Source organism: Perlabentimonas gracilis (assembly GCF_011174675.1).
GTDB classification, from domain to species: Bacteria; Bacteroidota; Bacteroidia; order Bacteroidales; family Tenuifilaceae; genus Perlabentimonas; species Perlabentimonas gracilis.
Genome location: NZ_JAANIG010000043.1, coordinates 1 through 14,704 on the forward strand (window position 1 = coordinate 1; position 14,704 = coordinate 14,704).

Genomic DNA, 14,704 nt, shown 5'->3' on the forward strand with positions numbered 1-14,704 from the left:
GAAAATTATAGCGATTTGGCTCAGCGCTGAGCCTTTGCGATAAAACACGGGCAAAAAGAAAGGGAAGCCAACAGCCTACGCAGCCCAAGCTCCCCCTTCGCACGCCCCTAACCTAAAAAGGAAAGGAGGTAAGGTGACAAAGATACAATAAATTGAATTACAACGTAACCACTACCCAGTGGTTGCTACCCTACCCGCAACCAGGTTGTGGGGTCAGTGCAGCGGTTGCTGTAGGGGGAAAAGAATTAATTTGAAACATGAAGCGCGACAACAATAAAACAAACTCATTACGTTTTGCGCTTAATCGAATTTTTAAAAATTTGAAGATATGAAAAAGATTGCTTTCGTAACTATGACAATATTAATGGCCTTAATCTTAAGCTGTGAATCAGACATACAAACAATTGACGAAACAATAGTTAAGGCAGAAGACACTGTTCTTGATAACCCATACTTAAAGTTATTAGAACAGAATCCAAACATTATCGAAATTCTTGACTTTCTAAATGCAAGTTCAACTAAGGAACTTGTGGCTAAACTTGCAGAAAAACCCGAAAGTATTGATTATAAAAACTCCTCAAAGTTTTCCGAATACATATACGTAACACATCAACACAATTTAGTGCAAAAATCATCTGGAGAGGAAAAACTTGTATTATTTGAATTAAGCCCAGAAAGAGATGCGTTAAGGCTAAGATCAATAATTAATGCCAGCGAGATTGATGGGTACATAGAGTCAATATATTATGATAATAATGAAAAAGCATTAGGTATCCTCTTAATAGAATATGATATAGAGAAACAGTTTTTCAATATCACCATTGATGGAGATAACTCAAAGAGAGGGTGTTTCCACGAGTGTATGTCAGCAAAAGGACGTGCGTTAGAGGAAAGTAATTGGATTGACAAATTAATATTTTGCGCTAGTGCAGTACCGAATGTAGCCGGCTGGGCTATTTCCTGCGCTTGGGACTGTAGGTAGTTAAAATACAGGGGGTAAAAAGTTAATATCTTTTACGCCCTGTATTTTTAGTTTCATAAGTTTAGTTTTGCACTTAAGTCTTTAATTCAAAAAATCTATCCGAACTTTGGCTGCTTATCATACATTATTTTTAAATTACTTAAACAACTTAAATGTTATCAATAGAGCATGTTGAGAAAAACTACGGAAAAGCCCCAATACTTAAAGGCGTTACTTTGCACGTAAAAAAGGGTCGAATTCTCTGCCTACTCGGACCAAATGGCAGCGGAAAATCGACACTAGTTAACTGCATACTCTCGCTGGTGCAGCATAAGGGCTTAGTGCGCTACAATAATTTCACAAGAAAAGGCATAGGGCTAATTCTCGAGGACGAAGGCTTTTGTAAAGACCTAAACGTATACAAAAACCTCAGCATCGATTCGATGGTAAAGAAGGGAGCTGTATCGAAAGATGAACTGAACCACCTAATAGCCAAAGTAGGGCTAGTAGGCCATGAAAAGAAGATGGTAAAAAAGCTGTCGATGGGTATGCGTAAACGGCTCTCCATTGCCAGCGCCCTAATAAACAACCCCGAGATCCTTATTTGGGACGAACCCTACAACTCGCTCGACCCTGAGGGCATAATCTTTCTGAGGGAACTAATAATCGACCTAAACAAGGAAGGAAAGACGCTTATTATTAGCACTCACCTACTGGGCGAGGTGGAGAAAATTGCTGATGATATTGCCCTAATCTACAAGGGCGAAATACTATCGGTTATGGAAAAAAACGACATTATGCAACAATTTGATAGCCTAGAGAATTTTTACCTTCACCATATAAATACAGCGAACTAAAGATGAACCACATTCTTTTACCCCTAAAAATTGAGCTTGTTAAGCTGTTTCGCAAATCGAACATACTATCCTTGCTGGTATTTGGTTATTTGTATTTCGGTATGCTTTATACTGTCTCGCAAGAAACAAAAGCAACTCCCAGTGAGCTCGATTTTTACACCAACCTACAAATAATTTTATCCCCGATAGGCCTTCTGGTAATGGCGCTATTCTTTGTTAATAGCATTGGGAACGATTTCATTGAGGGCTCGTACCGGAAGCTAATTGCCCTTGGCTTAAGCGTAAAAGAGTATTTAGTGGGGAAGCTTATGCTAATACTTCTTTTCGCTGCTCTAATTCTACTATCGAACACAGCTTTATTCTACCTGTTTGGTATGGTAAAGCTAAACTCAACAACACCTATACTGTTAGGCTGCATTACAACTCCTTCAATTGTAAATCAAACCATTGCCCTATTCACAGCAGGGGTATTTGGCTTTTTGTTTGTTGCCGTCTCTCGCAACAGGGTAATTGGACTAGTTTTTTTTCCATTATGGCTAAGCTTTGAGTTCGTTTTCCGCTTAATAGAATACCGCTCCGACACAAAGCTACTTACCACATTTTCACCTGGCAACGCCCTATTCAATCTATACAACACTACAAATGCTGAAGCAAAACCTTTGCTAGTTGTTTTAATAACAGGCATCGTGTCTGTTACAACAATCTACCTAAGCTTAAAGTATAGGGATGTAAAGGGTCCGCAGCTGCAATAACCATAGTTAGGAGTTGCACCGCTGCCGAACAAACCAATCGCTTTTTGCAATATCAACCCTAATACTACTAATCAGGGGGAGTTGTAAAGCTCCCCCTCAAAATAACTTTTATGAAAAACAAATTTTGCCTCCTCCTTTTGTTCACCTTTTTGCTTGTAACAAATACATACGCTCAGTCGGATTTGTTTCTGAAATTTAACTCTACTCACTCTGGGCGAAACCTTTCTCTGTCTTACTCAAAGTTTATCCTTGATAAAAACGAATTTGGTATAGGCCTACGGTACAACATCAACAGCATTGCACATCCCGACGACCAAAACAATACATACAAAAAAAGGCTTTATGCTACAAAACCTTTTCAATATCTGGGAGCAGAATTATTTTACAATAGGTATGTACTAAAATCATTCTCGTTTATCGACCCCTTTGTTTTCTATAACTTGCAGCTAAGCTATTCAACAACAAGAAATAGAATGTTATTGCCACATAGTAGGGATAGCGATGGTGGCCAATTATATAAGGAATACATAGAAATTTTTGGGCCTTACACATGGGTTGAACAAAACATTGGTATAGGATATAAGGCAAACCTGATGGGCAACTGGTATATTCAGCACAAGATAGGATTTGGCACATCATTTATTCTCGGCTATGAAAAAAAACTGCTAAATAAGTATTTCGATTGGTTCACATGGGAATTTGGGTACCTAATTAGTGTGGGTGTTGGCTACCGATTTGAATAGTAGAAAAACAGTAGTTTGAACGTAAATTCTGGTTATAATTACGATTGGCTACGCAGGCTTCCATGTTCGGCTAAGGTTTCCCTAAAAGAGGCAGGCTGCACCAATAGATTAAAAACAGGTTCCGCCTATGCCAAACCAAGTCGTTGTTTCCTAACCCTACTCACGGGTTGACTATCCGCTAAGCGAACAGTCAACCCGTGAGTAAAAGCAATGCCATTAGAATTAATTTGTGTTAGATTATAACCTTTCAACTGCGACAAAACATTCACAATAAGAACGGTATACACCCTCGCCGTTGCTGCAAAAGCCACAAAAGACGGCTCGTGCGGTAACGGGGACTCTCTCTTTAGCCTTTGGTTAGTGGTTATGGATACGCTTAAGCGCAGTATGTTTTATAGCATACGAATGGGGGGGGTAATAAAATATTTTTACTTAGATTTGTTACACGAAGCGATGAGATATGACTCCGGTTAGCGTTTCAATACATACCTGACAAAGAGATACAGTTAAAACTAAACACCCCTAATCCTACCAAAGGCAAGTAAACCTGCCAGAGGTAGGTAGACCTGCCAAAGGCAGGTAGACCTAAAACCAAAACCTATGACCTACAAAAACAGCACACACAGGCAGTATGCCTCGCCCCAATAAAAAATAGCAGAAAAGTTTTACAAAAAGTTTTGATAACGTTGCTTTGGCTCGTAATTGAACCACTGCGCAAAAACATTGGGCAAAAAGAAGGGGAAGCCAACAGCCTACGCAGCCCAAGCTTCCCCTTCGCACGCCCCTAACCTAAAAGGAAAGGAGGTAAGGTGATAAAGATACAATAAATTGAAATACAACGTAACCACTACCCAGTGGTTGCTACCCGCCCCAACCAGGTTGTGGGATTAGTGCAGCGGTTGCTGTAGGGGGAAAAAATTAACTTAAAACATTAAGCGCAATAACAATACAAACAAACAGGTGATGTTTTGCGCTTGGTTGAAAACTTAAAATAATTGAAGTTATGAAGAAATCATTAGTATTTTTCGCCACGATGGCAGTTCTACTTGCGGGAACGGCAAGTTATATTAGTGCACAACATGATACTATAATGGATGCAGGTGACCCAGGTGGTGGTGGAGGCTCAACTTACTCATGTTCTTCTGGAGGGCCCGGTTCAACAAGCTGCTCCGTATCTACTAGTGGGGGTGGGGGCGGAATAACCGGAGGCACTACTTGCTCTGTCACTTGTGGTCCAGGATATTACGCATGTTGTAATGCTTGGGAAAACAAATGTCAATGCCGTAAAGGATAATATCAGAAGTATGAGGGTTATATATAACCCTCATACTATTTTCATTAAAAAATCTCATAAATACTGAGATTAGTTTTGCTTAATTCAGAATGACAATATTAATATTAGCAAGAAAAATTCATATTACTATGGATAATATAATTCGATGGTTAGTTAAATCATACTGCAGAGTTTCGATTACTCAAAATCTATTGCTGCTGTTTAGTTCATTAATATTAGTAGCATCTTGTAAAAACACAGATTATAATAATTCTGCCTTTGAGATTACAATGCAGGATGAAACGAATGTAATAGCCTCGGATGTCTTTTCGGGGATGAAGTGTATTAAACTCGAAACAAGGAGTGATTGTGTCCTTGCCGCGATACGCGACTTTGAAATATCAAAAGATTTAATATATGTTCTGGACGTATTACGCCAAGGTATCTATGTTTTTGATTTAGAAGGGAACTTCATTAAATCATTAAGAAAAATGGGGAAAGGAGAAGGTGAATACTCCGCTATAGAAGCTTTTTTTGTTGATGAAAAGAGCAATACCATAGAGATTCTTGATAAGAATAGGATGAGCATTATGAAGTATAGCCTATCTGATTTTAAATACATTGACAGTATAAAACTGCCATTTGATTTCTGTTTTAGCTTCACCAAAAATGACAATCTATACTACTTTCAAACCAATAATGCGGCAAATTCTATAGGGGGATCGATAACCAATAGCGAAATTATTGTATTTAATGCAACAAGTAAAGTTGCAAAACCACTTACCGACAAGGTAATGCCATCCAACGAGAATCAAAATTGGGAATTTTTAAATATCTTCACCTCTAACAGCAAGGAACTCTTTGTTTCATTAGCTTGGCATGAATACATCTACAAAATTGAAGAAGAGTCTCTTGTTCCATATATAAATATAAATAAAGGAGATAGAGGTATCCCAAAAGATTTTTTAAAGGCTACATATGATGAAAAGATGCATTACTTACATTCTAATGAGATGAAAGGAAAATCTCACTTTTTCAAACTACTAATGAACAATGAGAATGGGCTTATTATTGGTTATGGTATTGGGTATCCTCCTAATCTCTGCTATTACATGCAACTCAATAATGGAAAAGACATCTACTTTACTGACAATGTTGAGATTGACTTTGCCCCATTCACTAATCAAAGTTTAGAGATTTTTAAAGGGACTGATAAGTACATTTCATCAGTTATTTACCCCCATAGACTAGACGATAACAATAAATTGCTCAATAAATTAAACGTTTCTTCAGAGGATAATCCAATTGTATTGCTATTTAATTTTTAAGAGTATGAAAAGAAACTATATGCTATTTATAATTCTGACTTTTTCAGTTGCGGTTACTCTACTTTTATACACAAATTACAAACTAAGGATTAAAATTAGTCAGAATCTTGATAACGCTCAACTCCACAGTTTAAGAGTAGAAAACATACTACTAAAGGAGGGATTCTTCCATTCTTACGACTACTCAACCATTAGCATAGATATGGAGAGAAAACTATTTAACCATAAATCAGATTCACTTAATTTAAGAGAAATTACCAAGGATAAGTTAACGCTCGCCCTATTTATTAACATAGGTGCTTGCAGTAGCTGCTATATGGAAAGCATTCACAGAGTTATAACTCTCATAAATGAAGCCAAACTAGATGTAATGATAGGCATTGGGGGCTTAAACCAGCGAGAATTCAATGCCTTTGTTCTAACTAATAAAGTTGAAGAGTATGCTTATTTCATACCAGAAAACTTTTTTAGTGGCTTTAAAATTAACCCCGTTGTCTATTTCGTTATAGAGAAAAACTTTAGAACTAACTGTTTCTATGCACCATCTGATGTTTTCCCAGAACTAACAAACGACTATTTTTTAAAGTTAACTGATCTTTATGGTCTCTAACAGTTAAATGAGTCTTCTGTTATACGTGTAAAAATTATGTTCAACCAAGTACAAAGGAGAGATGGTGTTTCCATTTGGTTATAGCAATGGAAAACCTTGCCTTTTTAGCAGCATTGGCTCCGTTCGGCCCAGGTCCTGCCTACTTTCCTCTCGGCAGAAATGCGGCAGGTAAATGCACCTGAGTCGTTCAATTGCTAGCAGGTTGCACCTGCACCAATAGATTAAAAACAGGTTCCGCCTATGCCAAACCAAATCGTTGTTTCCTAACCCTACTCACGGGATGACTATCCGCTAAGCGAACAGTCAACCCGTGAGTAAAAGCAATGCCATTAGAATTAATTTGTGTTAGATTATAACCTTTCAACTACGACAAAACATTCACAATAAGAACGGTATACCCCCCTCGCCGTTGCTGCAAAAGCCATACTAGACGACTCGTGCAGTAACGAGGGCTCTCTATTTAGCCTTTGGCTAGTGGTTATGGATACGCTTAAGTGCAGTATGTTTTGTAGCATACGAATGGGGGGGGTAATAAAGTATTTTTACTTAAATTTGTTACACGAAGTGATGAGGTATAACTCCGGTTAGCGTATCAACACATACCTTACAAAGAGATACAGTAAAAACTAAACACCCCTAATCTTGCCAAAGGCAAGTAAACCTGCCAGAGGTAGGTAAACCTTCCAGAGGCAGGTAAACCTAAAACTAAAACCTATGACCTACAAAGACATAATCTAAAGCTAAGCGGCATTCCCCACCCCAAGTAAAATAGCAGATAAAGTTTTCTGAAAATTATAGCGATTTGGCTCAGCGCTGAGCCTTTGCGATAAAACACGGGCAAAAAGAAAGGGAAGCCAACAGCCTACGCAGCCCAAGCTCCCCCTTCACACGCCCCTAACCTTAAAAGGAAAGGAGGTAAGGTGACAAAGATACAATAAATTGAAATACAACGTAACCACTACCCAGTGGTTGCTACCCCACCCGCAACCAGGTTGTGGAGTTAATACAGCGATTGCCGTAGGGGAAGCAATTTATTTAAACATTAAGCACAATATCAATAAAAGCAAACAATTGATTTTTTGCGCATTATTTAATTTTTAAAAGACTAAAAACTATGAAGAAATCATTAGTATTTATCACTACGCTAGCCCTACTACTAGCCTGCACAGCAGCCAATATTAGTGCGCAGCATGACATTATATCGGAAGTGGGTGATAATAATGGAGGTGGTGTTGGAAACACTGCAACCTGTTATAGCACATACACTGAACCAGTACTAGGTGTTGGGGGTACAAAGATTTGGGTGTGCGGGAGTTGTGTTCAAGCAAAAGCAAAAACATATAGCGACGCAGGAACCTGTTTCTTCTAAACATTATAGGGGAGCATATACTAGTTAATGTGCTCCCCAATTAAAACCTAATAAACACAATCACAAATTATAATACCATAAACGATGAAACCATCTACATATCTAGTGCTCCTTTCTTGTGCCATTACGATATTTCTTGTCTCCTGCAATTCGGTTACAACAAGTAGTTCTTTTAACATTTACAATGAGAAGGTAACTGTTATTAACCATAACTCCTTTTGCCCTTCGTTTATTTTATACCTGAGTGACCATCTCCTTTTGATAAACAACAATCGAGATACCATATTTGAACTCATCGATCTAAAAACAAAATCTACAAAAAAATTCGGCTTAAGAGGAATAGGCCCTAACGAATTCTTGTACATTAGCGATGCTTACAACGACTACTCAGAAAAAATAATTACCATTGTTGATGACCATTCAAAAAATCTATACACGTTAACTTATGATGAAATTCTTAATTATGATTTATCCAACGCAAGGAAACATATACTGCCAACCAAAATTACCTCATTTACGGAAATCAGAAGGACTAGCAAAGGATGGATTTATGGTGACTTAACTGGTGATGCAATGGTGAAAATCCTAAACCATGATAAGAATATTATTAATATTGATTACAACCCCAAATTACCATATCCCCTTGATAGAGGGACTAAAGCTTACGCCTATTATTCTGCTATTGCATATAACTCAAAATTAGAAAAAACTGTTGTGGCGTTAAGGTATTTCCCTTACGCATTTATAATAAATGATAATGGAACTCTACACAAAACAATCAACACACGCAAAAAGTATGATTTGCCAGACTTTAAAAACAACATACTTGTTCCCTCCAAATCTTCAATGTTATATTGTTGGGAGGTACACACAACAGATAAGCATATTTACATTGTGAACCCGGGTATAACTCAAGGGGAATTTGAGCAGGATGAGCTTAAGGGTTCAACAATTCTTGTTTTTGATTGGGACGGAAACAAAATCAGCGAAATTAAAACAGATTTTGCCTTTGTAAATCTTGCATTTGACTTGAAAAATGGAAAAATCTATGGCAATAGCGACAAGGACATATACCGCTGTATTTCATGGATTTCATTGAAGACAGAATGAGAATAAAAAACTCCATTCGGCTCAGGTCGCACCTGAGTCATTCTGTTGCTAGCAGGTTACTCCTGCCCCAATAGATTAAAAACAGGTCCCGCCTGTGCCTAACCAAGTCGGCGTTTCCTAACCCTACTCACGGGTTGACTATCCGCTAAGCGAACAGTCAACCCGTGAGTAAAAGGAACTGCCAAAGACGTCAATCAGGCAGCTTGCCTGCTGGCAAGCTGGGTCCTTCAAACATCCAATCTAAATCAGTTTTCAGTTCCAAACAGTCAATCAGCCAATCTGTCTGCCTTTGGCAGATCACTTCTCCTCCCCCTCCTCATACCAACTCTTATAAAGCAGGTAGCCCTTGGCAATGCGCTGGTTTATCTGCATCGATTGCTCCACATCCATCTTTTTAACAAATTTGGCAGGCACACCGGCGTATATGCTACCGGGATCAATCTGCGTATTGGCCAGCACAAGAGCGTTGGCCGCCACAATGGCCCCCTCGCCCACCACGGCATCGTCGAGTACAGTAGCACCAATGCCTATTAGCGCACCCGACTTTACCGTTGCGCCGTGCACGGTTACATTGTGCCCAATAATTGCATCGTCCTCGAGGGTAACCACCGATTTTTGGTAGGTAGTATGCAGCACGGCATTATCCTGCACGCTTACCCGGTTGCCAATGCGTATGGGGTTTACATCGCCCCTAAGCACCGCACCGTACCATATGCTGCAGTCGTCGCCAATTTCCACGTCGCCAATAATTACAGCCGTTTCGGCAATAAAACAGTTCTTTCCAATTTTGGGAGATTTCCCCCTCAGCTTCCTTATGATTGCCATGCCAATATTTTGGTTGATGATTAATATCAACAACAAAGATAGGGCATCTTTTGCTTAACTGCACCCCCAGAATTTAGCCACAGCCACTATCAACCCAAATTAAAACCTTACAATCAACCAATTAGAAAAACACACTCCGAAAACGTTTTAAACCTGATAAGAATCATGTTGTAAAACAACCAAAAAAAAGTTTTCTGGCGTTTTTCCTTTCATAAAATAGCTAATTTTGCAGTATAATTTTCGAGCAGGGGGTTTAATTGAAAAGCCTGAAAACAAATTAGTATGCATATAGAATGGGCATCCATTTTATATGCATTTGCATTTTAGGATTCCCCCCATTGAGAAACAAATAAATTTAACCCATTATGGATAAACAAAAGCAAGTACTTGAAGTTGACGAGGTATCGATTCGGTTCTCGGGCGATTCAGGTGATGGAATGCAGCTTAGCGGATCTCTCTTCTCCGATGCCTCAGCCCTTTTTGGCAATGGCGTAAGCACTTTCCCCGATTACCCATCCGAAATTCGTGCTCCCCAAGGTACAATTGGCGGGGTTTCTGGATTTCAACTGCAGATTGGCAGCAAGAAGGTTTACACTCCTGGCGATTATTGTGATGTACTTGTGGCAATGAACCCAGCAGCGCTTAAGGCCAACGCCAAATGGCTAAAACCAGGGGCAACCGTTATTGCCGATAGCGATACATTTAACGAAAAGGGGTTACAGAGAGCAAACTACAAAACCGACGACCCCGTTGCAGAGCTTAAGCTTGAAGACTACCACATTGTCTTCGCACCAATAACTACCCTAACCAAAGAGAGCCTCAAGGAAACCGAACTCGACAACAAGAGCATCCTCCGTAGCAAGAATATGTTTGCCCTTGGAATGGTTTACTATATGTTCGACAGGCCATTGAACTTTACCGAGCATTTCTTTGAGGTAAAATTCAAGAATCGCCCTCGTATTGTTGAGGCAAACAAAAAGGTTCTTCGCGATGGGTACAACTATGCAGGAAATGTCCATGCAATTCCCAATACATTCAAGATCCCCCCTGCCACCAGCATTCCAAAGGGAACCTACCGCAATATTAACGGTAATACAGCAACCGCTTGGGGTCTAATTGCCGCCGCAGAGCGTGCTAACCTACCCTTGTTCTGTGGATCGTACCCCATTACACCGGCCACTGAAATTCTAATTGAGCTGGCAAAGCGTAAGGATCTTGGTGTGAAAACCCTGCAGGTTGAGGACGAGATAGCAGGTATCTGTACTGCCATTGGCGCCGCCTTTGCCGGAAACTTTGCCGTAACCACTACCTCGGGCCCTGGTCTATCGCTTAAGTCGGAGGCCATTGGATTAGCTGTAATGACAGAGCTTCCCCTAGTTATTGTAAACGTACAGCGTGGTGGCCCCTCAACAGGTCTACCCACTAAAACCGAGCAGAGCGACCTTTACCAAGCGCTTTACGGACGTAACGGCGAGTGCCCCACTGTGGTAGTTGCTGCAAGTTCACCTAGCAACTGCTTCGAGTGGGCTTTTAATGCATCAAAAATCGCCCTTGAGCATATGACCCCTGTAATCCTGCTTACCGATGGATATATTGCCAACGGTACCGAGCCTTGGCTTATCCCAAGCATGAAGGATTACCCAGAGATTCACCCACCACTTGTTCCCGAAGGAACAGAAAATTTCCTCCCCTACGAACGCGACCCAGAGCGTTTAGCTCGTCGTTGGGCTATCCCAGGCCAAAAGGGTCTTGAGCATCGCATAGGTGGCTTGGAGAAGGATTACCTAAAGGGATCGGTTTCGCATGACCCGATCAACCACCAAAGGATGGTTGATGTTAGAGCCGAAAAGGTAGCCAGGGTGCAAGATTTTATCCCCGAGCAGGAGGTAATTGGCGAGCCTGAAGGCGACCTGCTTATTGTGAGCTGGGGCGGAACCTATGGACATACCTATACCGCTGTGCATGAGCTGCAAAAGGAGGGTAAGAGCATATCGCTTTGCCATATTAGCTACATCAACCCGCTACCCAAAAACCTTCAGGATATCTTTAAGCGTTTCAAAAAGATTCTTGTATGCGAGCTAAACATGGGTCAAATGGCAAACTACTTAAGGATAAACTTCCAAGAGTTTACATACCTTCAATACAACAAGGTACAGGGGCTTCCCTTTACTCTTGTTGAGCTAAAGGAAAAATTTAATCAAACACTGGAGGGCAAGTAACCATGAGCAAACATAATTATACTCCCCAAGACTTTAAGAGCGATCAAGAAGTACGCTGGTGCCCTGGCTGTGGCGACCACGCAATCCTAAACTCGGTTTACAGGGCATTGCCCGAGGTATCGGATGCGCTAGACTACAGTAAGGAACGCTACGTTTTTGTATCTGGTATAGGATGCTCAAGCCGTTTTCCATACTATGTAGACACCTATGGCTTTCACGGAATTCACGGTAGGGCATCGGCAATAGCAACCGGAATGAAGGTGGCCAACCCCAAGCTTAGCATCTGGCAGATGACTGGCGATGGTGATGCGTTGGCCATTGGTGGCAACCACTTTATACATGCCATTCGTCGTAATATCGACCTAAACATCATCCTGTTTAACAACGAGATATACGGCCTAACCAAAGGGCAGTACAGCCCAACATCGAAGCTTGGCGCCATTACCAAAACATCTCCTTTTGGAACGGTTGAGCAACCCTTCCGCCCAGGCGAGCTGGTAATTGGAGCGCAGGGTAAATTCTTTGCCCGCTCCATTGATGCCGATGTGAAGCTAACTGCTGAAATCCTTGTTGAAGCGGCCAAGCATGATGGAACCTCAGTGGTAGTAATACAACAGAACTGTGTTATTTACAACGATAAAACCCATGCCGATATAACCGAAAGGGAGCACAGAGCCGACAGAACCATTGTGCTGAAGCATGGCCAAAAGATGATTTTTGGCAAGAACAATGAGAAGGGCCTTGTGATGATAAATAACCAGCTTAAGGTTGTTACCATTGGCGAGGAGGGATATACTATGGACGACATCCTAGTGCATAATGCTGAGAATCCAAACCCTGGGCTTCATGTTATGCTAGCCAATATGGCGTATCCCGAATTCCCCCTTGCCTTGGGTGTAATTCGTGCGGTTAAATGCCCAACCTACGACGATAACGTTCGTGACCAGCTGATTGAGGTACAGAAAACCGCAAAGATTAAATGCGTTGACGACTTGCTTCACAGTGGCGATACATACGAGGTATAGCTATATACAATTGTTCATATTGCAAAAAGGGGAGCTTGTGGCTCCCCTTTTTATTATAGTTTAACTTGTTATCCCTAAACAATAACCCCCAGAAGGGTTGCTGATGTTGAATCTTTTACCTCAACATTTACGTAATCGCCAATCTTTGAATATTCACGCGGAAACACAACCACCTTATTCTGCGAGGTTCGTCCGTATAGATGATCCACCGATTTTTTGGAAACGCCCTCTACCAATACCTCAAAAACTTTCCCAACATCATTACGCTTACTCACCTCGGAGAGCTTTCCCTGCAGCTCAATTATCTCGGTTAACCTTCGGGTTTTCACATCCTCAGGCACATCGTCCTGCATCTTACGAGCAGCCTTAGTATTGGGCCTTTCGGAGTACTTAAACATAAAGGCAAAATCGTACCCCACCCACTTCATCAACGACAGGGTCTGGTCATGATCCACCTCGGTTTCGGTACAAAAACCAGCAATAATATCTGTTGATATGGAGCTGCCGGGCAATATCCTCCGTATGGCCTCAATACGATTCTTGTAGTACTCCTGGGTGTAACCCCTATTCATTAGCTCAAGTACTCTGGTGGAGCCCGACTGAACGGGCAGGTGTATATGGTTACAGATATTTTCGTACATGGCCATGGTGAAAAGCACCTCGTCGGACAAGTCCTTTGGATGCGAAGTGGAGAAGCGAACCCTCAGGCGAGAGTCGAGCTTGGCCACCATCTCAAGCAAATCGGCAAAGCTTACCCTTTCGCCAGTACCATCTACCCAGTTGTAGCTATCAACATTCTGACCCAAAAGGGTAACCTCTTTGTAACCACTATCGATTAACTCCTGCACCTCTCGCACTATGGTCTCTGGGTTTCGACTTCGCTCGGCACCTCTAACGTAGGGAACCACGCAGTAAGTGCACATATTGTTACACCCCCGCATTATGGACACAAAGGCAGACACACCGTTCTTATCGAGGCGCACTGGGCTTATATCCGAATAAGTCTCCTCGCGCGAAAGCAGCACGTTTATGCCCTTTTGGCCTTCCTCTGCCGATCGAAGCAAAATGGGTAGCTCTCTGTATGCATCGGGGCCAACCACAATATCAACAAGTTTTTCATCCTCCAGGAGTTTATCCTTAAGCCTCTCGGCCATACAGCCCAAAACACCCACCAACAGGGAGGGTTTCTTCTTTTTCAGCTGCCTAAACACATCGAGCCGACCCCAAACCCTGGTTTCGGCATTCTCCCTAATGGAGCAGGTGTTCACCAGAATCACGTCAGCTTCTTCAATATCCGATACGATAAGATAGCCGTGAGCAGTAAGAATAGAGGCCACCACCTCGCTATCGTTAAAATTCATTTGGCAGCCGTAGGTCTCGATAAAAACCTTGCTATTAGCATTGTCCGTATTAATTGTAGTCAATTTTCGTCTCTTTTGGTTCGATTAAATTTTTGCGATGCAAAGGTAATGGAAAAAAATAATTTCGGGGATCAACCTAAAAACCGATCGCGGTCAAAATAAGTTGTCACTAAAAAATCTATTCCACTCAGTAACAGCACTGGCATTGTGAACATTAACGAAAGAATATTGTTCCAGCCAAATTTCTTGCTATTTTTACCGTTTCAATGTT

General features: G+C 41.2%; 12 protein-coding genes. 10 read left to right on the plus strand and 2 right to left on the minus strand.

Annotation, left to right across the window (positions count from 1 at the left end; translation table 11 throughout):
- Positions 1–328: 328 nt before the first annotated feature.
- From G8O23_RS14820 to G8O23_RS14855, 8 genes are all read left to right on the plus strand, one after another.
- A complete protein-coding gene (locus G8O23_RS14820) occupies positions 329–982 on the plus strand; it encodes a hypothetical protein (RefSeq protein ID WP_166366220.1) in 654 nt (217 codons plus the stop codon).
- A 152-nt stretch (positions 983–1,134) separates the two neighbouring features.
- On the plus strand, positions 1,135–1,818 hold the full coding sequence (locus tag G8O23_RS14825) for an ABC transporter ATP-binding protein (protein WP_166366222.1): 684 nt from the start codon (positions 1,135–1,137) through the stop codon (positions 1,816–1,818).
- Between the two features lie 2 nt (positions 1,819–1,820).
- The gene (locus G8O23_RS14830; RefSeq protein WP_166366224.1) at positions 1,821–2,570 is read left to right on the plus strand and encodes a hypothetical protein; all 750 of its coding nucleotides are present in this window, start codon (positions 1,821–1,823) and stop codon (positions 2,568–2,570) included.
- Positions 2,571–2,680: 110 nt separating this feature from the next.
- Positions 2,681–3,313 carry a hypothetical protein gene (locus G8O23_RS14835; RefSeq protein WP_166366226.1) on the plus strand — a complete coding sequence of 211 codons (633 nt, stop codon included), beginning with the start codon at positions 2,681–2,683 and terminating at the stop codon, positions 3,311–3,313.
- 1,422 nt (positions 3,314–4,735) lie between these two features.
- Positions 4,736–5,914: a 6-bladed beta-propeller gene (locus G8O23_RS14840; protein WP_166366228.1), complete on the plus strand. Its 1,179-nt coding sequence runs from the start codon at positions 4,736–4,738 to the stop codon at positions 5,912–5,914.
- Between the two features lie 4 nt (positions 5,915–5,918).
- Complete coding sequence (locus tag G8O23_RS14845) at positions 5,919–6,524, plus strand: hypothetical protein (RefSeq protein ID WP_166366230.1); 606 nt, start codon at positions 5,919–5,921, stop codon at positions 6,522–6,524.
- Between the two features lie 1,114 nt (positions 6,525–7,638).
- Positions 7,639–7,893, plus strand: coding sequence for a hypothetical protein (locus G8O23_RS14850; protein ID WP_166366232.1), 255 nt, complete (start codon positions 7,639–7,641; stop codon positions 7,891–7,893).
- An 84-nt stretch (positions 7,894–7,977) separates the two neighbouring features.
- Entirely contained in the window at positions 7,978–9,003 is a 1,026-nt protein-coding gene (locus tag G8O23_RS14855) for a BF3164 family lipoprotein (RefSeq protein WP_166366234.1), read from the plus strand.
- A 297-nt stretch (positions 9,004–9,300) separates the two neighbouring features.
- Here the strand turns inward: G8O23_RS14855 and G8O23_RS14860 are convergent, their stop codons facing one another.
- Positions 9,301–9,828 carry a gamma carbonic anhydrase family protein gene (locus tag G8O23_RS14860; RefSeq protein WP_166366236.1) on the minus strand — a complete coding sequence of 176 codons (528 nt, stop codon included), beginning with the start codon at positions 9,826–9,828 and terminating at the stop codon, positions 9,301–9,303.
- Between the two features lie 365 nt (positions 9,829–10,193).
- On the opposite strand from G8O23_RS14860, the gene G8O23_RS14865 reads away from it, so the two are divergent.
- Both G8O23_RS14865 and G8O23_RS14870 read left to right on the plus strand, forming a co-directional pair.
- Positions 10,194–12,047 carry a 2-oxoacid:acceptor oxidoreductase subunit alpha gene (locus G8O23_RS14865; protein WP_166366238.1) on the plus strand — a complete coding sequence of 618 codons (1,854 nt, stop codon included), beginning with the start codon at positions 10,194–10,196 and terminating at the stop codon, positions 12,045–12,047.
- Between the two features lie 2 nt (positions 12,048–12,049).
- Positions 12,050–13,072, plus strand: coding sequence for a 2-oxoacid:ferredoxin oxidoreductase subunit beta (locus tag G8O23_RS14870; protein ID WP_166366240.1), 1,023 nt, complete (start codon positions 12,050–12,052; stop codon positions 13,070–13,072).
- 74 nt (positions 13,073–13,146) lie between these two features.
- On the opposite strand, the gene miaB is transcribed toward G8O23_RS14870, so the two are convergent.
- Positions 13,147–14,496, minus strand: a complete 1,350-nt coding sequence (gene miaB, locus G8O23_RS14875; protein ID WP_166366242.1) for a tRNA (N6-isopentenyl adenosine(37)-C2)-methylthiotransferase MiaB — start codon at positions 14,494–14,496, stop codon at positions 13,147–13,149.
- Positions 14,497–14,704 lie beyond the last annotated feature (208 nt).